Origin of the sequence: Altericroceibacterium endophyticum (assembly GCF_009827595.1) — a bacterium.
GTDB lineage: Bacteria > Pseudomonadota > Alphaproteobacteria > Sphingomonadales > Sphingomonadaceae > Altericroceibacterium > Altericroceibacterium endophyticum.
Genome location: NZ_WTYT01000001.1, coordinates 220,482 through 245,388, shown reverse-complemented (window position 1 = coordinate 245,388; position 24,907 = coordinate 220,482). Strand labels below are relative to the sequence as shown.

Here is a 24,907-nt window from a genome sequence, read left to right as displayed (position 1 = left end):
CGCACGGGACACAATGATCCCGATCATGTTTTATTTCCATGTGGAGAGTATCCATGGCCAGCGCGCCGCAAGCTAACCTGCCCCTGTTCTATAAAGACCTGACGCCCCTCAACAGCCGCGATCACGCCAACTGGCGCTCAAAGTCTGTCGACAAGGCCCCCTGGATCGCCCAGCAGCACGCCATTCCGTTGACCACTGACGAGTTTGCCCAAGCACAGCGTCATTTCCCGATTGTGTTTTCGAGCGGCGACAACCCTGTTCCTCTCGCACTGCTCGGCTTGCATGAAGGCGTGAACGTCTTCTTCAAGGATGATGGTGAAGCTCTGGAAGACGCTTATGTTCCGGCATATGCGCGCCGTTACCCCTTCCTGCTTGCGAAGCTCGACGCGAAGAATGACAACATGTCGCTCTGCTTCGATCCGAGCAGCGACCTGATCGGTGATTTCAAGGAAGGTCGTGAGCTGTTCAAGGAAAGCGAACCGACCGAACATACGCAGGAAGTCCTGCAGTTCTGTCAGCGTTTTGAAGAAGCTGGCCGCCGGACGCAGAACTTCGTCGAAGAACTGAAAAAAGCAGACCTGCTGATGGACGGCGAAGTCGCCATTCAGCGCGGTGATGATTCGGACAAGCCGTTCATCTATCGCGGTTTCCAGATGATCAATCAGGACAAGCTGCGCGAAGTGCGCGGTGACCTGCTGCGCACCTGGAATCAGAGCGGTATGCTGCCTCTGATCTTCGCTCACCTGTTCTCTCTCGACCGCATGCGCGTGATTTTTGCCAAGCAGGTTGAGCAGGGCAAAGGCCCGGCTGCAGAAGCTGCCAAGAGCGACGCCAAGAAAAAGAACTGATCTTTCAAGAGCCCCGTTTCAGACAAATTCAATAAATAGTGTCACGGGGCTCTTGATTATCTGATCCAAAGATTTAACTTTGGGTCATTCGGTGTGCGTTCCCCTCATGGCGCCCCCGGATAGGTGCATTCCCTTGCACCTCCTCCCTGAACCTTGGCCACCTCGTGCAAATTTGCACGGGGTGGTTTTTTGTCAGGGGCAGGACATCATTCTGCGGCCTGCGCTTCTGACCAGCCCGCCAGCTCATCTTCCAACATACGCACCATCGACGCCAGGCATCGCGCGATCAGCGGCAGACCGCTCCCCGGTTCGCTCATGTCTTCATCCAGATAGGTCGAGCGGCAAATCTCAATCTGAAGCGCATGAATCGCGCTGCTGGGCGCGGAATGCCGATCCAGTACATAGCCCCCGGCATAGGGCCGGTTGTGCGTCACCCGCCAGCCGGCAGCAGAAAGGAACTCTGCCGCCAGAGTCGACAGCCGCGCATCGCAAGCCCCTCCAAAGCGGTCCCCCAGCACAAAATCTGGCGCTGCATCCGGACCGCTTTTCGGCCCAAGGGGCGGCATGGAATGGATATCCAATAGTAAGGCAGTGCCCCAGCCCTGACGGGCGGCGCGTATCAGGCGCTCCAAGGCGATGTGATAGGGACGGTGTATTCCGGACAGCCGCGCCTCGACTTCCCCCTTTACCAGCGGCTGACGCCATAATTCGCCCATGCCGGCGAGGCGGCGCGGCACCAGCCCCAGGCCGCTCTGTACGCGGCGGCTGGGCGGGGAACCACTTCGGAAACCGCGGGCGGCCTCCCCCTTCACCATCGACCAGTCCATTTCATTGGGCGCACGATTAAGGTCGATCACGGCGCGCGGCGCGTTCGCCAGCAATAAGGGCGCGCCCGTTTCTGCCGCGACATAAGTGGCCACGCGGTCAACATAGCGATCCTCCAACCGCAGAGAGGCATTCGCAGGATTTCTCAGATTCTGGATGATTGAGGCTGGATAAGCGCGCCCCGCATGCGGTACGGACAGAACAATCGGTGAAGCGGCGCTACGCCCCCTAATGTGATAAGCGGGCCAGGCATGCATGCCGGGAATTACACCGCCGGATTGCCCGGCACCGTGCTGAGCAGCCCCATTATCGTGTTCATTGGCCTCTGTCATAAAGCGACGCTGGCCGGTTTCTTATCATGTGTCAAAGCTGGCCAGTTCAAATCATCAGGCAGACTTCAGCCGACATACCGTTAAACACTATCGATGCGAGAGAGGACGGCCCCAATGATCGAAATTCTGCTGGCTGAAGACGATGATTCCATGCGGGCCTATCTGACACGCGCGCTGGAAAAATCGGGCTATGCGGTCACGGCAGTGGATCGCGGAACGGCCGCTATCCCCTTCCTTGAAACGAAGCGATTCGATCTGCTGCTGACGGATATCGTCATGCCGGAAATGGATGGCATAGAGCTTGCGCAATTCTGTTCTGAACTCAGCCCAGAAACCCAAGTCATGTTCATCACTGGCTTCGCCGCCGTCGTTTTGCGCGCCAGTCAGGCACAGCCAAGAGCGAAAATACTCTCAAAACCATTCCATCTCAAAGATTTGGTAGCCGAGGTGGATGGTCATTTTCAAAAAATGGCAAATGCTCGCGCTTAAACCCCTTGCCAAGGGATGCCCCCGGCGCTAGATGGCCCGCCTGCCAGACAAAAAGGCAGCCATTCGCCAGAATGGATATTCGATAGTGTGGGCGTATAGCTCAGTGGTAGAGCACTGTGTTGACATCGCAGGGGTCGGAAGTTCAACTCTTCCTACGCCCACCATTCGAACCCTCAGAACGCCCGCCTAAATGGCGGGCTTTTCTTTGCCCTATTTATATCCTCTGGCCCTTTTCGCGAAGAATTATTCTGGCGACGTCTCCGTTGCTGCGCCGCCGATTTGCCTCTGTAACAACTTCCGCTGCCCCGGCCTTTCCCCGCAAGCGTGCCGCTATCGAAGCGATAGCAAGTGCCCGCAATGCGCCTCGCCGACGGGCGGTGTCTTGCGCTGATCCGTCCAGCCGCTTAAGGACGCGGCAAAGTTAACGAGAACGCTAGGCAACAGGAACTCCCTTATGGCGAAGATCAAGGTCAAAAATCCGATCGTCGAGATCGACGGCGATGAAATGACGAAAATCATCTGGCAGTGGATCCGCGAAAGACTGATCCAGCCCTATCTCGATGTTGACCTCAAATATTACGACCTTTCGATCCAGAAGCGTGATGAAACGGACGATCAGATCACCGTTGATGCCGCCAATGCGATCAAGGAACATGGTGTCGGCGTAAAATGCGCGACCATCACTCCTGATGAAGGCCGTGTGGAAGAGTTCGATCTCAAACACATGTATCGTTCGCCCAACGGCACGATCCGCAACATTCTTGGCGGTGTGGTTTTCCGCGAACCGATCGTGATTGACAATGTGCCGCGTCTGGTACCGGGTTGGACCGATCCCATCGTGGTTGGCCGTCACGCTTTTGGCGACCAATATCGTGCGACCGATTTCCGCGTTCCGGGCCCGGGCAAACTGCGTCTGGTCTTTGAAGGTGACGATGGCGAAGTGATTGACCGTGAGGTCTTCCAGTTCCCCTCCTCGGGCGTCGCCATGTCGATGTACAATCTGGACGATTCGATCCGCGACTTCGCCCGTGCATCGTTCAATTACGGCCTCGACCGCGGCTGGCCGGTTTATCTTTCGACCAAGAACACGATCATCAAGGCCTATGATGGCCGCTTCAAGGATCTGTTCGAAGAAGTCTTCAACACGGAAGGCTTCAAGGAAAAATTCGAAGAAAAGAAGATCTGGTACGAACACCGCCTGATCGATGACATGGTTGCTTCCGCCCTCAAGTGGAGCGGCAAGTTCGTCTGGGCCTGCAAAAACTATGATGGTGACGTCCAGTCCGACATCGTGGCACAGGGCTTCGGCTCGCTCGGCCTGATGACATCGGTCCTGATGTCCCCCGATGGCAAGACAGTGGAAGCTGAAGCGGCGCATGGCACCGTTACCCGCCACTTCCGCCAGCATGAGCAAGGCAAATCGACCAGCACCAATCCGATTGCATCGATCTTCGCCTGGACGCGCGGCCTCAAATATCGCGGCATTTTTGACGAGACACCTGATGTGGTGGCCTTCGCCGAAACGCTCGAAAAAGTCTGCATCCAATGTGTTGAAAACGGCCAGATGACCAAGGATCTGGCGCTTCTGATCGGCCCGGATCAGAGCTGGATGACCACCGAACAGTTCTTCGAAGCCATCGTGAACGGCCTCGAAACAGAAATGGCCAAGCAAGGCCTCTGATTTTCCAAAGTCAGGATGATTGTAACGGGCTCCGCAGCATCAGCTGCGGGGTCCGTCTTCTTTTATGAAGTTCAATTCACCTGGTGTGATGCTGCCTGGGAAGAGCGCGCACAGCAGCTTCGCCCTTCCTGATGTCACCCTCGGCAAATTACTCCTGCGTGCCAGCCACCTTGATGTCCTTCCCCAAGAGCGTGCGCACATAAATACGTTGTATAGCGACGAAGAGAACGATCGTGATCGGCGCGGCGAGCAGAACGCCCAGCGGGCCAAATACCATTCCGGCCCCCAGCACGGCGAAGAGCAAAACTGCAGGCGGAACATTGACGGCTTGCTTCTGGATCATCGGTTGCAGAAAATTGCCCTGCAATTGCTGAACCAGCAGGAAGAGGAGCACCGTCCATAGCGCCGTGATGGGGGAGACGGTGAAGGCCAGCAGCACCGCTGGCACACCGGCAATGATCGGACCGATCATCGGGATTACATCGAGCAGCCCCGCAATCAGGCCCAACCCGCCAGCGGCCGGTACGCCGAGCAACTGCAGCCCGCCCCAAGTAAGAATGGCGACCAGCACGGAACTGACCGCCTGCCCCACCATCCAGCCATGAAGACCGTGCGATGCATCGTCCAACGTTTCCCCGGCAGTCTGTTCAGCAGGCCCCGGAATCAGCAACAGGAAGCCGCGCCGATAAACGGCGGGGTCGCTGGCGATAAAGATCGCCCCCACAAAGACCAGCACCAGATCGGACACGCCATTGCCGGCCGCGAGCAGATAGCCGCCCGCAGTCGAAGCGAGACTCGAAAGATCGCTGCCCCCCTGCTCCACCAGACTGCGCGCGGTCTCACCCAGCCCGATCTGGTCCAGCAAATTCTCGATATCCTGCATCGCGCGCGGGATACTGTCTCGAATGGTGTCGAATTCGCGCACCAGTTGCGATCCGAACATCGTGAAAACGCCGGCGAATACGCCGATGAGCAGCAACACCGAAAGCGCCAGGGCAGGACCGCGGGTAATATAAGGAATACGGCAGAATTGCCGCGTCAGTGCATCAAAGATGACCGAAAGAACGACGGCAGCGAATACCAGCAGGATAAACCGCGCCAGATCGATCAACAGCGCCGCCACACCCACGATCGCAAGAACGGTAACGGTGGCAAGCGCAACTTTCCCCATCGTCCAGTCGCGCGAATCTGCACTATCCTGAACGCTCATAAGGCCATTATTTCGTGAAAATGGATCATATTATCCCCGGATCGTGCAAGCTCTTGGATCATCGCGCAAGGATGACCGCGATTGCCCAAGCGATCCAGAGATTTTTAGTTCCGCTGCGATACAGCCACGCGGAGAAGCTCAGCGAAGATCAGCTTTCGCTCTCTGCCTTCTCTTGCGGCTCCATCCCGTAATATAATTTACCAATCTCGATTTCAGAGCGGCCCTGCGAGACACGGTGGGCATTGGTATCGCGCAAGGAGTAAACGCAGCCGCAATATTCCTGCTGGTAGAAATTCTCACGCTTGGAGATTTCGATCATTCGCTGCGCGCCGCCGCCCTTGCGCCAGTTGAACGTCCAATAATCGATTTCCGGATATTTCGCTGCAGCGCGTTCGCCGCAATCATTGATCTGATTCATGTTCTTCCAGCGCGAAATGCCCAGCGAAGAGGTGATGATCGGAAAATCGTTTTCATAGGCGTAGAGCGCGGTGCGTTCAAAGCGCATGTCGAAACACATCGTGCAGCGTTCCCCGCGCTCGGGCGCCCATTCCAGACCACGCGCCCGTTTGAACCAATTGCTGGTGTCATAATCGGCATCCACAAAGGGAACATTATATTCCTCGGCAAAGCGGATATTCTCCTCCTTGCGCAGAATATACTCCTCCTTGGGGTGGATGTTGGGATTATAGAAGAAAATCGTATAATCGATGCCGCTCGCCGTCATCGCTTCCATGACCTCACCCGAACACGGCGCGCAGCAACTATGCAGCAAGACGCGCTTTTCACCATTGGGCGGGGTTAGAACGGGGCGTTCCAGATCAGTCATACAATTCCAATCGATCATCCAGCCTGTACCAAGGCAGGGCGAAGCTCTATAACCAATAATCAATTATCGGCAGGTGGCATACACCGCGCCTCATAACGGATTGATAGCCGTCTTGAAACCCGCCTGAATGGCTTGGTTCGGCTTTGCCGAATGCCGTCTTTCTTAAATAAATATAAGCCGCGATTGTAAAAATGCAAAAAGCTGCCTATATGAAACTCGCCTGACGTCGCTTGCGACGGAATTTGACCGCCGACAGATCGGCTTCTGCTTCCCTTTCATGCTTCTTGGCCAATCGCGTAAAATTTTGCGCGAAGTTACTTCCAATTGCATGAAAAGAGGGCCTGATTTGGCTAAAGAAGAACTGTTTACGCTTGAAGGGCAAATCGACGAGATCCTGCCCGACGGCCGCTTCGGCGTGCTGCTCGATAATGAGCACCGGATTGTCGCTTATACAGCTGGCAAGATGCGCAAATACCGCATCCGCTCCGTGGTCGGAGACAGGGTTCATGTCGAAATGACACCCTATGATCTGAGCAAAGGTCGCATCGTGTTTCGCGAAAGAACCCCCGGGCAAGGCCCCGGCAAGCGGCGCTGATTCAGGCTTGATCATTGGGCTGCATCTGGCGGCCCTGAGGAAATTTAATGGAAATAAACAATATGGCGGCGCGCAAGCGCCCCACCCTTTCGCTGTCTTTTGGTGGTAAGTCACGCGCATCGCGCAGCTCCTCCGCAGCAGCGCAGACATTGCTTTCAGGCTCCGAATTAAGGCGAGTAGTCGCCGATATGGTGGACTGAAAACCGCCCCTTCCGACCGGTTCGGAGGGGGCTTTTACTATCCGGGCCGATGGCAGGCCCTCCAGAAAAACAGGGATGACCTTAATGACTACACCATCCAATCCCGTAGTCCTCGAACTTGAACCCGGCTTGAAGGCCGTCCCCCTGCCCGTTCTGGGCGCAGCGTTATCCTGTGCATGGAGCTCGGCCAATTTGGGCGGCAGCGCACCGATCGACGATCTGCCAGCGATCAGCGAATAAGCACCACGCCCTGAATTCATCGTCAAAGACGTGAGAGCTTCGGGCAAGATTTCAACAATTACCAACTTTTGCATCTCGCCGATTTGCAGCAGGCTTCGCTTCTGACATAGTGGCTGAACAGGACATTCGGGGCATCCATGCACGGCGAACTCTCATCACCAATTCTATCTGATGCACTCGTGATCCTGGGCGCGGCAGGTATAGTCATACCCGTCTTCGCCCGCTTTCGCATCACGCCCATTATCGGCTTCATTCTGGTCGGCGTGCTTGTGGGCCCTTATGGCCTCGGCCGCATCGTCTATGCGCATCCATGGCTCAGCCATGTGACGATTACCGATCCAGAAGCTCTCGGCCCCTTTGCCGAATTCGGTATCATCCTGCTGCTTTTCACGATCGGGCTGGAATTGTCATTCAACCGGCTCTGGGCGATGCGCAAGCTCGTCTTTGGTCTTGGTGCGCTGGAATTGCTGGTTATCAGCTCCCTGATCACGGCATTTCTGGCCATGCTGGGGCAATATTGGACCGGCGCGCTTGGCCTCGGCCTCGCGCTTGCCCTGTCATCCACAGCGTTGGTGCTGCCCATGGCGGGCACTCGCTCCCCGGTTGGCCGCGCAGCCTTGTCCATGCTCTTGTTCGAAGACATTGCCATCGTGCCGATCATCTTCCTGCTTGGCGCTCTTGCCCCCTATGCTGGGAGTGAGGGCCTTGATGGTCTGATCGACACATTGTGGATGGGTCTGCTGCTCGTCATCGTCATGATGATCGGCGGGCGTTATGCGCTCCCCAAACTATTCGCTCAGGCAGCGCGGACCAAAAGCCCTGAACTTTTTCTGGCAGCCTCGCTGCTGGTGGTGATGGGGGCCAGCCTGGCGACAGCCGCAGTTGGCCTGTCACCCATCGTTGGCGCACTGATCGCAGGCCTGCTGATTGCCGAAACCGAATATCACACCGAAGTTGAAGGCATCATGGAGCCGTTCAAGGGCCTAGCCCTGGGTGTGTTCCTGATTACTGTCGGGATGGGTATCGATCTCAGTACAATCGCGGCCAACGCCGGCATGTTCGCAGTCGCGGTCGTCTCCGTCCTCACTCTCAAGGCTTTGGTTACGGGTGTACTCTTGCGCCTGATGGGCGCCCGCCGCGGCACCGCGACCGAAACCGGCATATTGATGGCCAGCCCGTCGGAAACGACCTTGATCGTACTGGCCGCAGCCACTCAGGCCCTGCTTATCCAGCCCGGTACGGCGCAATTCTGGCAAACCGTAACCGCAATAGGCCTGACGATTACCCCCTTGCTTGCCCTGCTCGGCCGGGTCGTCGCGCGGCGCGTGGAGCCGATCCCAGACTTGTCAGAAGTCGACATGAACAGCGGGGAACCGCGCGTGGTCATTGTCGGTTGCGGCCGCGTCGGTCGTTTGATCGCACAGATGCTCGACAAGCATGATCAACTATATGTCGCGGTTGATTCGGATTCGGACCAGATCGAGCAAGCCAAACGCGATGGTTATCAAGCGGTCTTCGGCAATGCAGCACGCGTCGACGCGCTCGACAAGCTGGGGATTGAGACGGCCCCTGCGGTAATCCTGACGATGGATGAGCCCGTATTGGTCCAGCAGATCACGCGCAAATTGCGCAGCAACTATCCCGATTTGTCGATCATTGCCCGTGCACGCGATACGATACATGCCGCCGAACTCTATCGCAGCGGTGCCACGCATGCCGTGCCTGAAACGCTGGAAAGTTCCTTGCAGCTATCAGAAGCCGTGCTGACCGATCTCGGCGTTGCAGTCGGCCCGGTTATCGCTTCGATCCATGAAAAGCGTGACGAATATCGTGTGCAAATTCAGCAAGGTGCAGCGCTGGAGCACAAGCCCAAATTACGAACCAGCACTTTAAAGAGCTGAAGCTCTATCAAGGGCACCAGTTCGTCGAGCTTTCCGTCGGCTTCGCGCCACTTATCCTGGACTTGGTGCTGGGGTGCATTATCCGACACTCAGCCAGCCCGCGGTTCGAGCTGGCACTGCAGAGCCGACATCATCCGACAGTGCAAAAGACAATTGAGGCGAAGCAAGCTAATTGCGCCTGCTTCGCCTCTGATGTTGGTTTGATTGGGTGCGTTGCTGACCGCAAGGGTCAGCCCGCCGAGCCGGTATCAATCACCCTGCAAGATGGCGCGAACGGCAGCGAGTGCGTCTGCGGCTTTCGTGCCATCCGGGCCTCCCCCCTGAGCCATATCGGGACGACCGCCGCCGCCCTTGCCGCCCAGTGCTGCGACGCCGGCCTTGACGATTTCCACAGCATCGTAGCGATCTGTCAGATCTGCAGTCACGGCAGCAGCAAAAGCAGCACGGCCTTCATTCACGGCAACGATAGCAGCCACGCCGGATTCCATGCGTTTTTTCGCATCATCCAATAACCCGCGCAAATCCTTGGGATTAAGCCCTTCCAGCACTTGGCCGGAGAATTTCACGCCAGCAATCGTCTCATCCACTGGACCGCCGGACTGTCCGCCGCCACCCAGCGCCAGCTGCTTACGCGCTTCGGCCAGCTCTTTTTCCAGATTGCGACGCTCATCGACCAGCGCCTTGACGCGGGCTTCTGCTTCTTCCGGAACTGTTTTCAGCAGACTAGCCACAGATTTCAGCGTTTCTTCGCGCGAGACGAGCCACTGCCGAGCCGCTTCGCCGGTCATCACTTCAATACGGCGCACACCAGAAGATACGGCGCTTTCCGAAATAATCCGGAACAGGCCGATATCACCCGTCGCGTTCACATGGGTACCGCCGCAAAGCTCAACCGAATAATTGCGCCCCTCAGTGGTGCGGCCCATGGACAGCACCCGAACTTCATCGCCATATTTCTCGCCAAACAGAGCCATCGCTCCGGCTTCAATGGCCTCATCCGGGCTCATCAAGCGGGTGGTAACTTCTTCATTGGCGCGAATTTCTTCATTCACCTCAGCTTCCACCGCAGCGATATCTTCATCCGTCAGCGGTTTGGGGTGGGAGAAATCGAAACGCATGCGCCCTTCTTCGACGAGGGAGCCCTTCTGCGTAACATGGTCGCCAAGACGGCGACGCAAGGCGGCATGAACGAGATGAGTGGCCGAATGGTTGGCCCGGATGCGATCACGGCGCTCTGCATTCACCGTCATATGCACCGTGTCGTCAACCGCGATACGGCCGTGATTGATCGTCGCGCGGTGGGCATGCAAGCGGCCAAGCGGCTTGCTGGTGCCCGTCACAGTGATCGACAGACCCCGCTCGTCGCTAATCACGCCGCTATCACCGGCCTGTCCGCCGCTTTCACCATAAAATGGTGTCTGATTGGTCAGGATGATCACATCCTGTCCGGCATCGGCGCTCTGCACTTCCTTGCCATCGACCACCAGCGCGACAACACGGCCTTCGCCAGATGTCGCATTATAGCCAGTGAATTCGGTGGCCCCTTCGCGGTCAGCAATGTCGAACCAGACATCTTCGTCTGCGGCAGCGCCCGACCCTTTCCATGCGGCCCGTGCAGCGGCCTTCTGCTGCGCCATGGCTTCATCAAAACCTTCGCGATCAACCTTGATACCGCGCTGACGCAGCGCATCCTCGGTCAGATCATAGGGAAAGCCGAAGGTGTCATAGAGGCGAAATGCAGTTTCGCCCGGCAATTGATCGCCTTCGCCCAGCGTGTTTGTTTCGTCGTCTAGTAAGCGCAACCCCTTATCAAGCGTCTGCCGGAAGCGCGTTTCTTCGCGTTCAAGCACTTCGCTGATAAGCGCCTGAGCACGTGGCAATTCGGGATAGGCCTGCCCCATTTCGCCGACGAGCGAAGGCACCAACCGGTGCATCAAAGGCTCCTTGGCCCCCAGCAGATGCGCGTGGCGCATGGCCCGGCGCATGATACGGCGCAGGACATAACCGCGCCCTTCATTCGAGGGCAAAACACCATCGGCGAGCAGGAAGCTGGTGGACCGCAGGTGATCGGCAATGATCTGATGACTCGCCCGGCTTTCACCTTGCGCCTTGGTTCCGGTCAACTCTTCACTTGCACCGATAAGGGTTTGAAAACTATCCGTTTCAAACACGCTGTGGACGCCCTGAAGCACGGTGGAAATCCGCTCAAGCCCCATGCCGGTGTCGATGCTGGGATGCGGCAGATTACCGGTAATCTCATCGGCTTCCTGCAGATGCTGCATGAAAACGAGATTCCAGATCTCTACGAAACGATCACCATCTTCATCGGGGCTGCCCGGAGGGCCACCGGCAACGTCCGGCCCGTGGTCCCAGAAAATTTCCGAGCATGGACCGCAGGGACCATCTGAACCCATAGTCCAGAAATTGTCCTTGGTCGCGATGCGGATAATGCGGTCTTCCGGCAAACCGGCAATCTTGCGCCAGAGATCGAACGCTTCATCATCCGTGTGATAGATCGTTACCAGCAGACGATCTTTATCAAGACCAAATTCTTTAGTTACCAATCCCCAGGCGAGCTCAATGGCGCGTTCTTTGAAATAATCGCCAAAGCTGAAATTGCCGAGCATTTCGAACAATGTCAGGTGACGGGCCGTGTAACCGACATTGTCCAGATCATTGTGCTTGCCGCCAGCGCGCACGCACTTTTGAGACGCTGTCGCGCGCGGTGCTGGCGGTGTCTCCAGACCGGTGAAAATGTTCTTGAACGGGACCATCCCGGCATTCACGAACATGAGCGACGGATCGTTATAGGGGACCAGAGGCGCCGAAGGCACGATCTGATGATCATGACTGGCGAAATAGTCGAGGAACGTGCGGCGGATGTCATTGGTCGAAAGCATGGCTGGCAATTAGGCCACAGGATCGCGAACGACAAGCGCCTTAAACCATCTAACAGACCATAATCAGTGACGAGATGCCTGTTTGCACGGCAATCAACGCCCGTTTCGTGCCGTCACAATCCACACGGCCGCCTGAAGCGACACCTTTCCGCCTGTCAAATTGGCAGCAGCGATCCGGCGAATCTCTTCGCATATCTGCTCCCGCTCACTCTGCTCCATCTGAGACAAAGCCCGAGCAGCAGGTCCGATAGAGGTGAAATAGGCCACTGCGTCGTCAACAGCATTTTCGCCGCGTCCTGCAATTGCCGGATAGTCGAAAGCTTCAAACTGAATGTCGCTCCAGTCACCAGCCTCAAGAATGGAGCGGACATAGTCTTTATCCGCAAAGGCAAACGGCCCCGGTGCATTTGGGGCAGCTGCAGCTCCATCAGCCGGTGGAAGCAGTGCCGCGATTTCAGTAAAAAATGGATTCGCTTCCAAAGCCCTGAAACAGGAAAATACCAGCCGGGCATCGGGCGCGGCGATCTCGGAAAGATGCGCAAAGGCAGCAGGGGGATCGTCAAAGAACATCACGCCATGGCGCGAAAAAAGCAGGTCTGGCGCAAAGCTATCTTCGGGCTGCCAATGTGCGGCGTCGCCTTTTATGAAAGTCGGCTGAGAGTGCTGCAGATGGGCACGTTCGCGTGCCACTTCGATCAGGCTAGCGGAGATATCAAGGCCGGTAACCCCGGCCTGCGGGTTCGTTTCAGCAACGGCGAGAGCCAGTTCACCAGCGCCGCAACCAATGTCGAGCGCGCTTGTGAAAGAATGTTCGGTGATCCGGGTCAGCAGATACGGGGTAAGCTGCGAAAAGCTGAGATCAGTCTGTCGCCATTCACGGGCCCATTTATCGCCCATTCTGGATTCCCAATCAGACCGATCCACCATTCCTCATCTCCATAAAAAAGGGCAGAGCTTAGCGCCCTGCCCCCTTTGATTATCAGCTACACATCGATAGCAAAGATCTATTCGTCATCCTTGCTCGGACCGGTCATCATCTCTTCGGCCACTTCATCGGTCTTCCCGCGAATGGCCTCTTCCAGCCTTTCACAAATTTCCGTGTGTTCCTTGAGATAGGTCTTCGCGTTTTCGCGGCCCTGACCAATCCGGATACTATCATAAGAGAACCAGCTACCCGATTTCTCTACGATGCCAGCCTTCACCCCCAGATCGAGAATCTCACCAATCTTGGAGATTCCCTCCCCATACATGATATCGAATTCGACTTGTTTGAAAGGCGGTGCGACCTTGTTCTTCACCACTTTTACGCGCGTGGTATTGCCGACAATCTCGTCCCGATCCTTGATCTGACCGATCCGGCGAATGTCCAGGCGCACAGACGCGTAGAATTTCAGTGCGTTGCCACCCGTCGTCGTTTCCGGGTTACCATACATCACACCGATCTTCATCCGCACCTGGTTGATGAAGATCACCATACATTTCGAACGGTTGATCGACCCGGTAAGCTTGCGCAGGGCCTGGCTCATCAACCGGGCCTGGAGGCCGACATGACTGTCACCCATTTCGCCTTCGATTTCTGCCCGCGGCACCAGAGCGGCAACCGAATCAACAACCAACACATCCACCGCGTTTGAGCGCACCAGCGTATCGGTAATTTCAAGTGCCTGCTCACCGGTATCGGGTTGAGACACGATCAGTTCGTCAATATTCACCCCCAGCGCCTTGGCATAGACGGGGTCGAGTGCATGTTCGGCGTCGACAAAGGCTGCCGTTCCGCCGATTTTCTGCGCTTCTGCAATTGCATGCAGAGCGAGCGTTGTCTTACCCGAACTTTCCGGGCCATAAATTTCGATAATCCGGCCACGCGGCAATCCGCCGATACCCAGGGCGATGTCCAGCCCGAGCGAGCCTGACGAGACCGATTCGATCTGCATGGCTTCCCGGCTGCCCAGCTTCATGGCGGAGCCTTTGCCAAAGGCACGGTCAATCTGTGCGAGTGCGGCGTCGAGTGCTTTTTGGCGATCCACGTTGCTTTCCTTAGATTCAACCACTTTCAGATTTGCCGCCATGACATGGCCTCCTTCGGTTGCCTAGGGGGAGCCCCCCCCTTTCTGCATCATGCGAAGGATGTATCCTATTTGTTCTCAAAGAACAAGAGTGGAACAAAAGTGAAAAATCACTGGTCGCTGTGCGGCCCTTGCGAAAGGATTTGGGAGACTTTAGCGGCGATTTGCTGAACCGAAAACGGCTTGGGGAGAAAGTGCATCCGATCGATATCGATGTCGCTGCGCAATTGTTCTTCCGCATAGCCCGACATGAACAATATCGGCAGCTCAGGTTCGATCTTGCGAATCTCACGCGCCATTGCCGGCCCGTCCATCGTCGGCATGACGACGTCGCTGATAACCAGATCAAAGCGACCAGGCTGCATGTGCTCCAGCCCTTCATCCCCATCGCGCGCGGCGGTAACCTCATATCCCTGACGCAGCAGAGCGCGCTCCGCGACCGCGCGAACCATGTCTTCGTCTTCGACCAGCAGGATGTGCCCGCCGCCCGACCAGCGACTGGCTGGCTCTGGCTCCTGGCGGGCCTGTATTTCAGTCGGCGCATTATGGATGGGCAGATAAACCGTGAAACGTGCGCCTGTAATGCGATTTGCCGCATCGGTAACATTATCGGCAAAGACAAAACCGCCCGATTGTTTAACGATACCGTACACCGTCGAAAGGCCAAGGCCCGTGCCCTTGCCCTGCTCCTTGGTCGTGAAAAAGGGTTCAAAGATCTTGCCGAGCGCTTCTGGTGAAATGCCGCCACCAGTATCTTCCGCGATCAGTGCCGTATATTCACCGACCGGAATGATATCGCTTTCCAGCCGCTCGATATCGGCGCGTGACACGGCGCGCGTGCAGAAACTGAGTGTGCCGCCGGTTTGTTCACCGTCCCGACCATTCGACTGAATGGCATCGCGCGCATTGACGGCAAGATTGATGATCACTTGTTCAAGTTGACGCGGATCCGCGCGGACTGGCCCCAACCCTCTGGCATGATGAATCTTGAGCGTGATCTTGGCGCCCAGCAGCCGCTTGAGCAACTGCGACACTTCCGACAGGACATCAGGCAATTGCACCACTTCAGGCCGCAACGTCTGCTGCCGCGAAAATGCTAGCAATTGCCGCGTCAGCGATGCCGCACGGTTCGAATTCGCCTTGATCTGCTGAATATCATCATAATCGCTGTCACCCGGCAAATGACGCAGCAACATCAGATCGCAATAGCCGATGATGGCGGTCAGCACATTGTTGAAATCATGCGCTACGCCGCCTGCAAGCTGACCGACGGCCTGCATCTTCGTCGCCTGGGCCACCTGTCGGCGCAAGCGGGTTTCTTCGGATGAATCGGCAATACTGAGCAGAATGGTGGCTTCACCAAGACCGCGAACAGCGGCAATGCCAAACGACACCGGTTCATCTGGTTCAGAGCGCAACCGAACGGTGACATCGCCGCGCCCGGTCGCTCCCGTACTATAGCGGCGCACCGCGTTAGAGAGCGCGCCCTTATCTTCCTGAATGACGAGATCAGAGGGATAGGAAGGCAATTCCTCTTCACCCAACCCGGCAGCACGGTGAAACGCGGGATTGGCAAACAGGAAATAACCATCCTTATTGGTCATGGCGAGGCCAAGCGGAAGCTTCTCCAGCAGAGCTTCCAATTCGGGTGCCTGCCCTTGATCGGTGCCCTGCACGCCAATGCCGACGGCAGAATCGAACAACAGCATCAACGACAGTTCGCCATCGCCCTCATCCGATTTCATTTCCGGATCTGAAAGCGGAACCCTCACCAATATTTGGGGACTGCCACTGCGTCCTTCACGCGCGAAATAGATCTGCTCGCGCTCATCGGTTCGAAGCAAGGCAACAAAATCCTGCCCGGTCAGATCCGCCTCAGAATCGGCCCCAGCCCGTTTGGCGAAGCCTGGCGTGACCGCACGAATGGCGCCGTCAGCGCCCACCAGAACGATTTCAACAGCAGCCTGGCTGAACATGCGCCCCACGGATGAGGTAAGACGTTCCTTCATCCCCTCGACAGGATGCGACACGCCGATCTTGGTAAAGCGCCAGATCAGATAATCGTCACCGCGCCCCGCTCTCTTGATCGTTACATCCCAGATTTCCTGACCACGGCACACCCGCTGATGCGCCTCGCCATCCCGCCGTGCAGCACGCGCGGCGAGCTGCAAGGTCGCATCATAATCGTCATCCAGAGCCAGTCGCGGCGGCACACAGCCCCCGCCGAACCAGCGGTTGAACAGGGGATTCCCGCAGAGCATACGGCCATCATGATCCGTAATGGCGAGCCCGGCATGATCATCCGCAATTGCGGCAGCGGTCAGCGCCCAGTCAGGCACAACCGCATGATCGCTGGCCTGCAGCGCGATTTTATGGCGGCTGATAAATATGGCCAATGCGCCCAGAGCCAGCAATCCGCCGCCATAGGCCATGGTGACGAGAACGCTTTCGCTGACCCACATCACAATTGTCAGGCTGAGCAGGCACCCACAGACCACCAAAGTATGGTCAGCAAGGCGCAAGCCGGTTCTTTCGGCCAGAAAGCTCATTCTGCAGGCGCGAGGGCTGCGCGGCTCAATCGCCGACGCCGACGGCGCAACACGATTCCGCGCCAGATAAAAATAGTCAGAAAATAGCCAATGGCCGAAACCAGCACCGAGATGACCAACAGTCCGACCACCAGGGAGGGCGCCGCATCAGAAAGCAGCCAGCCGATCCACTCGCCTACTCCGGCTCCATTGCGATACAATTCGGAAAATGCAGCCATATCGACCGGAAAGCCCAAAAGACCGCCAACCCAAAGAGCTGCTGGAATGATCAGGAAGGTACTCGCCGGATTGGACACAAATGTCATCGCTGCTGCGATCGGGATATTGCCGCGGCATGGCACGCACATGAGCGCCGCGCCGATCATCTGCACCCCGGGAATGAGCGCGAATATGCCGACGAGCAGGCCGATTGCGACACCGCGCGGGACAGATCGCCGGGTAAGCCGCCACAATTCAGACCGCCGCGCCAAATGACGCACATAGCGGCTTTTCTCAAGCTGCTCGCGCGTGGGCATTTGGCGCATTGCCCATCTGCTGAGGCGGGTTTTCATGATTCTCCCATACACATTTGACTCATCCACGAAAGCCATGATGCACTGTAACGGCTGAACATACGGTTTAGCCGTTAGATAATTCGGGTGAATCAGCCACGATCGCGCAATATTCTTGCCTGATCACGCTTCCAGTCGCGATCTTTCATCGTCGCACGCTTATCATGCGCCTGCTTACCCTTGGCCAATGCCAGCTCGACTTTGGCCCGGCCCTTGGAATTGAAATAGACCGATAGCGGGACCAGCGTCATGCCTTTGCGCTCCACCGCGCCGTGCAGACGATTGATTTCCCGTTCGTGGAGCAGCAATTTACGCGGCCGCTTGGGTTCGTGATTAAACCGGTTACCGTGACTGAATTCAGGCACATTCGCATTGATCAGCCATGCTTCGCCTTTGCGAATCTCGGCATAACTCTCGGCGATTGACCCTTCCCCGAAACGCAGGCTCTTCACCTCGGTGCCAGTCAGGGCGATCCCTGCCTCGAATGTGTCGTCAATATGGTAATCAAACCGCGCACGGCGATTTTCCGCAACGGTCTTTTTCTTGTCGAAAGTGGATGGTTTGGGACGTGCCATGATGATGGGCCATGTAGGGCGTCGCAGCCAATCTGCAAAGGGTAATCCCGCAAGCGCCGCCGCTTACGCGAGATCTTTACGACTTAAAAAACAGTATTAATCACCTCTTTAAACAGGGGTGCAAAATGCAAAGATTATTTTACTGTTTCCTTTTTCTTCTTCTATCCGCCGGGTATTCTTCAACGCCTCATGCGCAGGAAAAATCGATTCCTCTGGAGGCCTACGGCAGTCTATCCGCGATCGAATTTACCGCCTTGTCGCCGCAGGGGCTTCTGGCAATGCTGGGACAAATCAATTCCCAACGTATGCTCGTGATGTTCGATCAGGAAATGAAGCCAATCAACGCGCTTCAGGTTGGCGACATGAAAGTACGCAGTATCACATGGGCAGGAAACGAACAATTGCTCCTTACTCGCAGCGATACGCAGGAACTCGATCCACGCTTCGTTCGCGAAAACGCCGAATTCTATAATATAATGATCATTCCGGTCGATCCACAAAAGCCGTTCAGGCTTGTGTTTCAAGACGATCCCGAAATCATGAACGCGACCTTCGGATGGTATGGGGTTCGGCAAAAAAATGGGAGGTGGTTCGCCTATGTCGGCGGGATGCCACTGACCTTTTCCAATTACGGAAAGTGGTATTATGAAGGCGGCACTAAACCTGCCCTCTATGAAATAGATCTGAGCAAAAATCAGGCACGCAAAATCGCAAATTCACCTTCCGAATCCCAGTGGCGTGACTGGCTGATCGACGAAGACGGTAACGTCGCGGCGACATTGGAGTGGGAACGAAACAATGGTCGCTGGACGATAAAAAATGGCCGGAATCGCAAGATATGGGAAGGGGAGAATTACGATGGTGACATCGCACTTCTGGGCTTTTCCGAAAATGGCCAGAATGTAATCTATTTCGAAAAATCATCCGCTATCATTGATGATGACCGTTACTTCACAGTTCCACTAACAGGGAATGGAGAAGCCGAAGAGATACTCTCTGATCAGAATGTTGACGCGATGTATTGGAGCCCGAAAAACAGCAGGTTTTTGGGTTGGCGCGACGACACGCAGGATGATCCATGGCAATTCGTCGCCCCACAGTGGCAAGCCTCAGCCATGAAGATAGATAGAGCCTTTTCGGACCGTAATCTCGCTATTCATCAGTGGACTCCCGATTTTCAGCGCATCATCGTGTCCACCAATGGCAATAATGACAGCGGAAGCCAGTATCTTGTCGATATCACCACTTTGGAAGCGAAGTTGATAGGTCAGGAACGACCAAAAATCGGAAATCGCGTCAATCCTATCTCTACATTCGAATATACCGCACAAGACGGCCTTGAGATAGAAGCCATCCTGACTCTTCCGCTTAATCTTCAGGCAGAAAACCTACCGGTTATTCCACTTCCCCATGGCGGACCTCATAGTCAGGATAGTGAAGAGTTCGATTGGTGGGCCCAAGCATTTGCATCGCGTGGATACGCTGTTCTTCAGCCAAATTTCCGTGGCTCAACCAATCGCGATGATGCCTTCAAGGAAGCAGGCTATGGCGAATGGGGTGGAAAAATGCAGACGGACCTCTCTGACGGTCTGAATGCGTTAGCCGACAAAGGCGTAATCGATCCGTCACGTGCCTGTATCGTTGGCGCCAGCTATGGCGGCTATGCCGCTTTGGCCGGGGTAACACTCCAGCATGGTATCTATAAATGCGCTGTTGCGGTTGCGCCTGTGAGCGACATTGGCCTCTTTTATCGCCAGGAGCATCTCCAGTTTGGAATAGATAGAAGACGCAAGGCAAATTACCTCGAAGAGTTCGGGCCGACCAACAATTTCGGAAAAATTTCTCCAAGAAATCATGCAGAAGACGCCGATGCCCCGATCCTGCTGATCCATGGACGCGACGACACGGTGGTTCCATATGTTCACAGCAAAATCATGGCAGATGCCCTGAAGGATGCCGGAAAGCCCTACAAGATGGTTGATTTAATGAACGAGGATCATTGGCTCTCGCATGCCGAGACACGCAACCAGATGCTGCATGAAGCGATGGATTTCGTCCAGAAATATAACCCTGCACAGTAAAATCTGCGCAAAAACTATAAAAAGGGCCGCACTCCCCGGGGAGGCGGCCCTTTTTATTAGCAGCACCGAAGAATCAGATCAGGCCGGCATTTTCCAGCGCCGCGTCAACCGCCTTACGAGCCGGTTCACTGCAGGGGACCAGCGGTAGGCGGACTTCATCGGTCATCCAGTCATGCACGCGGCTCAGCGCATATTTGACCGGGCCGGGGCTTGAATCCTCAAACATCGCATAATGAAGCGGATAGAGCAGATCATTCAGCTCACGCGCACGGGCGATGTCGTTTTCAACGCAGGCCTGCTGAAAATCCGCGCAGAGCTTCGGTGCGACATTGGCGGTGACGGAAATGCAGCCCGATGCACCGGCGGCATTGGCAGGCAGTGCCAGTTCGTCGTCACCCGACAGCTGACAGAAATCCTTGCTTATGCCCATCCGGTGATCGACCACGCGGGACAGATCACCACTGGCATCCTTGATCCCGACAATGTTCTCCGGATATCGCTTCGCCAGTTCGCAGACCGTTTCAGGCGCGATATCGGTCACTGTCCGGCCGGGCACATTATACAGGATGATCGGCAGATCATTATGCTCGGCGAGATAGGAGAAATGCGCCAATATGCCGGCCTGGCTCGGCTTGTTGTAATAGGGCGCGACCACCAGAGCGGCACTGGCGCCGCATTTCTTGGAAAAGGTCATATGGAGCAGCGCGTTCATCGTGTCGTTGCTGCCACAACCGGCAATAATCGGCACCCGGCCGGCAGCCTGCTCCACGCAAACTTCGATCACACGGTGATGCTCTGCATTCGACAGGGTGGAGTTTTCTCCAGTGGTGCCACACGGAACCAACGCTTTGGAGCCGCTTTCGATCTGCCAATCGACCAATTGACGGAAAGCGTCCTCGTCGAACGATCCATCGCGAAAAGGCGTCACCAGGGCCGGTATCGAGCCTGAGAACATTTGCGCTACTCCTGCGTTTGATTCATGTGTCTGCGAAAAGTCGCACAATCGCGGCTCCTCGTATAATTACGTTCAGCGCCTGATAAGGAGCCTTAGGGCATAATGTCCAGCATGGTCCGTACATCTATTCTTCCGCTTTTGCTCGCCACCACTTTCAGCGCATCGACGCCGGCTGGGGCTCAGAGCAATTTTGACACTCGTGACTGGGACAATGCGCGAGAAGCTCTCGTCGCCAGAGAACCCGGACGCATGGCCGCCGCGGTGCAGCAGTGGGAACGCCTGAAAAAGAACAAGTCCCTCGATTTCAGCACCTATGCCAATTTCCTCGCCACCAATCCGGGCTTTCCGGATGAGATGAGTCTGCGCGTGACGGCGGAAAGCCGGTTGCAGGATGAATATGTACCGGCTGACCGGCTGATCGCGTTTTTCGACCGCTTCCCGCCCCAGACCAATGAGGGGCGCGCGCATTATGCGCTCGCGCTCAGCGCTGTCCGGCCACAGGAAGCCATGAATATCGCACGCGAGGCCTGGCGAAATGGCGGAATGAACGAAACCGCCGAGGCGACGATTCTGGCCATGTACGGCGCGAATTTTAGCCGCGCCGATCAAGACGCGCGCATGGATGCACTGCTCTGGCAGCGCGACCCCGATGCCGCCGCGCGTCAAATGGCCTATGTTTCGCCGGACAAACGGGCTCTGTTTCAGGCGCGCCTCGCCATTTTACAGGGCGGCGATGGCGCCACCAATGTGGCGTCTGCGCTCAGCGATCCGGGTTACCTCTATAACCGGTCACGCGAATTGCGGCTGGAGGGGCGGCCAACAGCCGCCGTTTCCATGTTGGCCAATCGGCCTTTGCTCTCATCCCTCCCCTATGATCAGACCTTATGGGTTGAGGAATTGCTTAACGTCGCGAAGATCGCCGATGCGCGTTCGGCCCAGAAGATTGCCGCATCCGTGGATGATGCCTTTCGCGGTGAAGCCGATATCAGCACGAAGCCCTATAAACTGCGTGATGACTACACATCCTTGATGTGGCTGGGCGGCACTGAAAGCCTGTGGAAACTGGGCGACGCGGCAAAGGCCGCTCCCCTGTTCTATCGCTATGGTGCAGCGGCACAAACACCGCAAACCCGCTCCAAGGGTTTCTATTGGGCTGGCCTTGCGTCTGCCAAGGCGCAGGACCGTGCGTCTGCAAAACGTTACTATGAAATGGCGGCGCAATATCCTGATCGCTTTTACGGCCTGCTCGCTCTGAAGGAGCTGGGCCGTGATGTACCCGATTTTGCCGATGGCCAAGCTGCCACCCCCACCGCGCAGGAACGCGCCGCATTTCACGCGCAGCCTTTGACGGCCGCCGTGGCCGAAGTCGCCCGTGATGCTCCGTGGAGCACGGGCATCCGTTTCTACCGCGAGATTGCCGGACAGGCAGAAACGCCTGCTCAGCATCAATTGGTGGCGGAACTTGCGCAGAATATCGGGCGCCGTGATCTGGCGGTTAATGTCGGCGAAGCGGCAGGCGCGGATGGTGTCCCCGGTTTTACACGGTTCGCCTTCCCCACGCTTGACGTACCCCCAGGCGCGGATTGGACGATGGTGCACGCGATTACCCGGCAGGAAAGCCAGTTCGCGCAGAATGCCATCAGCTGGGCCGGTGCGCGCGGACTGATGCAATTGATGCCAGGAACCGCGCGCGAGCAAGCGGGCAAAACCGGCATACAATATATGTCCGCCTCACTGATCGACGATTCTCAATATAATATCCGCCTCGGCAATGGCTATTTCCAGCGCATGCTGGCTTATTATGACGGATACTATCCGCTGGCCGTGGCTGCCTATAATGCGGGCCCTGGCAATGTGAACAAATGGCTGCGCGCCAATGGCGATCCGCGCCGCGGCGCTGTGGAATGGACAAAGTGGATCGAAGAAATCCCGATTTTCGAGACCAAGAATTACGTTCAGCGCGTGCTGGAAAATGCAGTGGTGTATGAACGGCTCTATCCCGAAAAGGCGACCTATGGCCGGCCCCGTGATCTGAGCGATTTTCTTCGTTAAAAATCCTGACGGCAATAGTCGGGAACCGACTATTGCCGTCACCCCCCTCGCCTTCATCCCTCGGCACGTTTATCAGGCGGCTATGAAGCCTGCATCAAACCCTATCACGCCCGCTGGTTTTCTGGCTCTCAAGCGGCGTTATGACCATTTACTGGGTACTGAACGACCTGAGATCGTCGAAATCGTCAGCTGGGCAGCTGGCAATGGCGATCGTTCTGAAAATGGCGATTACCTCTATGGCCGCAAACGCATGCGCGAAATCGACCGGGAGCTTGCCCACCTCGCCCGCCGGATGAAGTCCGCACGCGTGGTTGACCCTGCGCTGCAGGATGACCGGGAAAAGGTCTGGTTCGGGGCAACAGTGACGATCGCGGATGAGGATGATGAAGAGCGCACACTGACGCTGGTGGGGGATGATGAGCAGGATGCCAGCAGCGGCAAAGTCGGCTGGAGCGCCCCCATAGCACGGGCCCTGCGTGCCGCTGCCGTGGGGGATTGCCGCATGGTCAGGCTCCCCGGCGGAGAAAAGGAATGGGAAGTCATCCGCGTAGAGTATCCCGTCAATCAGGACGGGGCTTACCCTGCGTGATGCGCCTTACGTCAAAGGCAATGCTTGTCGCTGGTGCCACTTTAACGGCGCTGATGGCCAATGCGCCAGCCAGTGCGACAAATGCGGAAAGTCTGGGAATATATGAAAATTGGGGCGCGTTCCGATCATCCGAGCCCTTGAATTGCTATGCAATCGCCAAGGCCAGCAACAGTAATGCGAGCAAACAAGCCTATGTCTCCATCTCTGTCTGGCCGGGCCGCAATATTCGCGACCAGATCCATTTTCGCCTTTCCCGGAAGCGTTCGGCGAGCTCCTCGATACGCCTGCGCATCGACGGGACGCGTTTTGCGTTGATAGGCCGCTCTCGCGATGCCTGGAGCAAGAATGCTGCAACCGACCGCAATATTGCCAAGGCGATGCGCTCCGCCTCCCGCATGACGATCAGCGCCACGGACACATCCGGCAAACGCTTCCATGATCGATATGATCTGAGCGGTATTGCCAGCGCAATGGATGCTGCGCACCTAGGCTGTATCTCAGCCGACTGAGTGCCGGGACGGAATAAAAAAAAGGCCGGGGATGCACCCCGGCCTTTTCAATTGCTTTAGTCAGATAGCGACTATCAGAAACGCAGACCGAAACCGGCCATGATCTGATGACGATCGGAATCGACGTCAAAGCGATCAGTTTCACCCAAGTCAGCGGCGTCGAATTCGCCCTTTTCATAGTTGGAATAACGGTATTCCAGCTTGGCGAAGGTGTTGGTCGACAGTGCCTGTTCAACACCGGCACCTACGCGCCAGCCGTCGAGATCGAGGTGATCGTCGAATTCGTTCGTGCCGTCGCTTGCCACGAGGTTGTAGCGCGCATTGGTGTAACCACCCTTGGCATAAACCAGCGTGTTGGGCGTTACGGCATAACCAACGCGGGCACCGGCATAGAAGTCACGACCCGTTTCCACTTCGCCGAGGCCAAAGGCATCGTAAGCAGACGTGTCATTTTCCGTGCTTGCGGTGGAACCGGTTACTTCACCTTCCACACCAACGACAAAGCCGCTGGGCGTCGCGTAATCATAACCAATGCCGACACCATAGCCGAAACCGTCGATGCCAACGTCGCTATCGCCGTCAACCGAGCTGCCGGGCTGCGAACGATCCCAGCCGACGAGACCTTCAATGCGGGGACCAGAGAAATTGTCCTGAGCGTCCTGCGCCATGGCCGGAACTGCCGAGAAAGCCACTGTGGAACCCAGTGCGATAAGTGCGAGACCCTTTTTCATTATGTAACTCCATGCATAGTCTTATTGTCATTCGCGGTCTGTGCCGCGCAGAGAGGGAATGGATGTTACGCTGAAGAGTTTCATTAACATAACACAACGAAATATGTGATGCATTTATGCAACATATGTTGCGACGAGCTGAGCGTCTCACTCGATAGAATTTTCCGGGCCGGATGTTGTTCCTGCCTTCCCCGGCGGTGCA

General features: G+C 56.4%; 22 protein-coding genes and 1 tRNA gene. 12 read left to right on the top strand and 11 right to left on the bottom strand.

What is annotated here, in order from left to right:
* Positions 1 to 53: 53 nt before the first annotated feature.
* Positions 54 to 848, top strand: coding sequence for a SapC family protein (locus tag GRI91_RS01210; RefSeq protein ID WP_160734813.1), 795 nt, complete (start codon positions 54 to 56; stop codon positions 846 to 848).
* A gap of 206 nt (positions 849 to 1,054) precedes the next feature.
* Here GRI91_RS01210 and GRI91_RS01205 read toward each other — a convergent pair whose 3' ends face one another.
* A complete protein-coding gene (locus GRI91_RS01205) occupies positions 1,055 to 2,005 on the bottom strand; it encodes an N-formylglutamate amidohydrolase (RefSeq protein ID WP_202385388.1) in 951 nt (316 codons plus the stop codon).
* A 114-nt stretch (positions 2,006 to 2,119) separates the two neighbouring features.
* Between GRI91_RS01205 and cpdR the strand changes: the two genes are divergently transcribed.
* The 3 genes from cpdR to GRI91_RS01190 all read left to right on the top strand — a co-directional run bounded on the left by cpdR (position 2,120) and on the right by GRI91_RS01190 (position 4,175).
* Positions 2,120 to 2,494 carry a cell cycle two-component system response regulator CpdR gene (gene cpdR / locus GRI91_RS01200; protein WP_160734812.1) on the top strand — a complete coding sequence of 125 codons (375 nt, stop codon included), beginning with the start codon at positions 2,120 to 2,122 and terminating at the stop codon, positions 2,492 to 2,494.
* 89 nt (positions 2,495 to 2,583) lie between these two features.
* Positions 2,584 to 2,658 (top strand) — tRNA-Val (locus GRI91_RS01195).
* A gap of 290 nt (positions 2,659 to 2,948) precedes the next feature.
* Positions 2,949 to 4,175 (top strand): NADP-dependent isocitrate dehydrogenase, encoded by a 1,227-nt coding sequence (locus GRI91_RS01190; RefSeq protein ID WP_160734811.1) that lies wholly within the window; start codon positions 2,949 to 2,951, stop codon positions 4,173 to 4,175.
* A gap of 148 nt (positions 4,176 to 4,323) precedes the next feature.
* Here GRI91_RS01190 and GRI91_RS01185 read toward each other — a convergent pair whose 3' ends face one another.
* Together GRI91_RS01185 and GRI91_RS01180 are read right to left on the bottom strand one after the other, a co-directional pair.
* A complete protein-coding gene (locus GRI91_RS01185; RefSeq protein WP_160734810.1) occupies positions 4,324 to 5,385 on the bottom strand; it encodes an AI-2E family transporter in 1,062 nt (353 codons plus the stop codon).
* Positions 5,386 to 5,533: 148 nt separating this feature from the next.
* A complete protein-coding gene (locus GRI91_RS01180; protein WP_160734809.1) occupies positions 5,534 to 6,211 on the bottom strand; it encodes an epoxyqueuosine reductase QueH in 678 nt (225 codons plus the stop codon).
* 346 nt (positions 6,212 to 6,557) lie between these two features.
* Here GRI91_RS01180 and infA point away from each other — a divergent pair, with 346 nt between their 5' ends.
* The 4 genes from infA to GRI91_RS01160 all read left to right on the top strand — a co-directional run bounded on the left by infA (position 6,558) and on the right by GRI91_RS01160 (position 9,147).
* On the top strand, positions 6,558 to 6,806 hold the full coding sequence (gene infA, locus GRI91_RS01175) for a translation initiation factor IF-1 (protein ID WP_160734808.1): 249 nt from the start codon (positions 6,558 to 6,560) through the stop codon (positions 6,804 to 6,806).
* Between the two features lie 47 nt (positions 6,807 to 6,853).
* Positions 6,854 to 7,006, top strand: a complete 153-nt coding sequence (locus GRI91_RS01170; RefSeq protein ID WP_160734807.1) for a hypothetical protein — start codon at positions 6,854 to 6,856, stop codon at positions 7,004 to 7,006.
* Between the two features lie 84 nt (positions 7,007 to 7,090).
* Positions 7,091 to 7,246 carry a hypothetical protein gene (locus GRI91_RS01165; RefSeq protein WP_160734806.1) on the top strand — a complete coding sequence of 52 codons (156 nt, stop codon included), beginning with the start codon at positions 7,091 to 7,093 and terminating at the stop codon, positions 7,244 to 7,246.
* A gap of 137 nt (positions 7,247 to 7,383) precedes the next feature.
* On the top strand, positions 7,384 to 9,147 hold the full coding sequence (locus tag GRI91_RS01160; RefSeq protein ID WP_160734805.1) for a cation:proton antiporter domain-containing protein: 1,764 nt from the start codon (positions 7,384 to 7,386) through the stop codon (positions 9,145 to 9,147).
* A 248-nt stretch (positions 9,148 to 9,395) separates the two neighbouring features.
* Here GRI91_RS01160 and alaS read toward each other — a convergent pair whose 3' ends face one another.
* From alaS to smpB, 6 genes are all read right to left on the bottom strand, one after another.
* On the bottom strand, positions 9,396 to 12,047 hold the full coding sequence (gene alaS / locus GRI91_RS01155; RefSeq protein WP_160734804.1) for an alanine--tRNA ligase: 2,652 nt from the start codon (positions 12,045 to 12,047) through the stop codon (positions 9,396 to 9,398).
* A 93-nt stretch (positions 12,048 to 12,140) separates the two neighbouring features.
* Positions 12,141 to 12,974, bottom strand: coding sequence for a class I SAM-dependent methyltransferase (locus GRI91_RS01150; protein ID WP_160734803.1), 834 nt, complete (start codon positions 12,972 to 12,974; stop codon positions 12,141 to 12,143).
* Positions 12,975 to 13,051: 77 nt separating this feature from the next.
* Positions 13,052 to 14,116, bottom strand: a complete 1,065-nt coding sequence (gene recA / locus GRI91_RS01145; protein WP_160734802.1) for a recombinase RecA — start codon at positions 14,114 to 14,116, stop codon at positions 13,052 to 13,054.
* A 107-nt stretch (positions 14,117 to 14,223) separates the two neighbouring features.
* The gene (locus GRI91_RS01140; protein ID WP_160734801.1) at positions 14,224 to 16,662 is read right to left on the bottom strand and encodes a response regulator; all 2,439 of its coding nucleotides are present in this window, start codon (positions 16,660 to 16,662) and stop codon (positions 14,224 to 14,226) included.
* Entirely contained in the window at positions 16,659 to 17,186 is a 528-nt protein-coding gene (locus GRI91_RS01135; protein WP_237437585.1) for a DUF2062 domain-containing protein, read from the bottom strand. The genes GRI91_RS01140 and GRI91_RS01135 overlap by 4 nt, the downstream gene beginning before the upstream one ends.
* Before the next feature lie 119 nt (positions 17,187 to 17,305).
* Entirely contained in the window at positions 17,306 to 17,788 is a 483-nt protein-coding gene (gene smpB / locus GRI91_RS01130; RefSeq protein WP_160734799.1) for an SsrA-binding protein SmpB, read from the bottom strand.
* A 125-nt stretch (positions 17,789 to 17,913) separates the two neighbouring features.
* Here smpB and GRI91_RS01125 point away from each other — a divergent pair, with 125 nt between their 5' ends.
* Positions 17,914 to 19,869 carry an alpha/beta hydrolase family protein gene (locus GRI91_RS01125; protein WP_237437584.1) on the top strand — a complete coding sequence of 652 codons (1,956 nt, stop codon included), beginning with the start codon at positions 17,914 to 17,916 and terminating at the stop codon, positions 19,867 to 19,869.
* Between the two features lie 73 nt (positions 19,870 to 19,942).
* Here the strand turns inward: GRI91_RS01125 and dapA are convergent, their stop codons facing one another.
* Complete coding sequence (dapA, locus tag GRI91_RS01120; RefSeq protein WP_160734798.1) at positions 19,943 to 20,824, bottom strand: 4-hydroxy-tetrahydrodipicolinate synthase; 882 nt, start codon at positions 20,822 to 20,824, stop codon at positions 19,943 to 19,945.
* Positions 20,825 to 20,926: 102 nt separating this feature from the next.
* Here dapA and GRI91_RS01115 point away from each other — a divergent pair, with 102 nt between their 5' ends.
* The 3 genes from GRI91_RS01115 (at position 20,927) to GRI91_RS01105 (ending at position 23,974) form a co-directional block, all read left to right on the top strand.
* Positions 20,927 to 22,876 carry a lytic transglycosylase domain-containing protein gene (locus GRI91_RS01115; RefSeq protein WP_160734797.1) on the top strand — a complete coding sequence of 650 codons (1,950 nt, stop codon included), beginning with the start codon at positions 20,927 to 20,929 and terminating at the stop codon, positions 22,874 to 22,876.
* An 82-nt stretch (positions 22,877 to 22,958) separates the two neighbouring features.
* The gene (gene greB / locus GRI91_RS01110; RefSeq protein ID WP_160734796.1) at positions 22,959 to 23,465 is read left to right on the top strand and encodes a transcription elongation factor GreB; all 507 of its coding nucleotides are present in this window, start codon (positions 22,959 to 22,961) and stop codon (positions 23,463 to 23,465) included.
* The gene (locus GRI91_RS01105) at positions 23,465 to 23,974 is read left to right on the top strand and encodes an invasion associated locus B family protein (protein ID WP_160734795.1); all 510 of its coding nucleotides are present in this window, start codon (positions 23,465 to 23,467) and stop codon (positions 23,972 to 23,974) included. The genes greB and GRI91_RS01105 overlap by 1 nt, the downstream gene beginning before the upstream one ends.
* Before the next feature lie 74 nt (positions 23,975 to 24,048).
* Here the strand turns inward: GRI91_RS01105 and GRI91_RS01100 are convergent, their stop codons facing one another.
* The gene (locus tag GRI91_RS01100) at positions 24,049 to 24,705 is read right to left on the bottom strand and encodes an outer membrane protein (RefSeq protein WP_160734794.1); all 657 of its coding nucleotides are present in this window, start codon (positions 24,703 to 24,705) and stop codon (positions 24,049 to 24,051) included.
* Between the last annotated feature and the right edge of the window lie 202 nt (positions 24,706 to 24,907).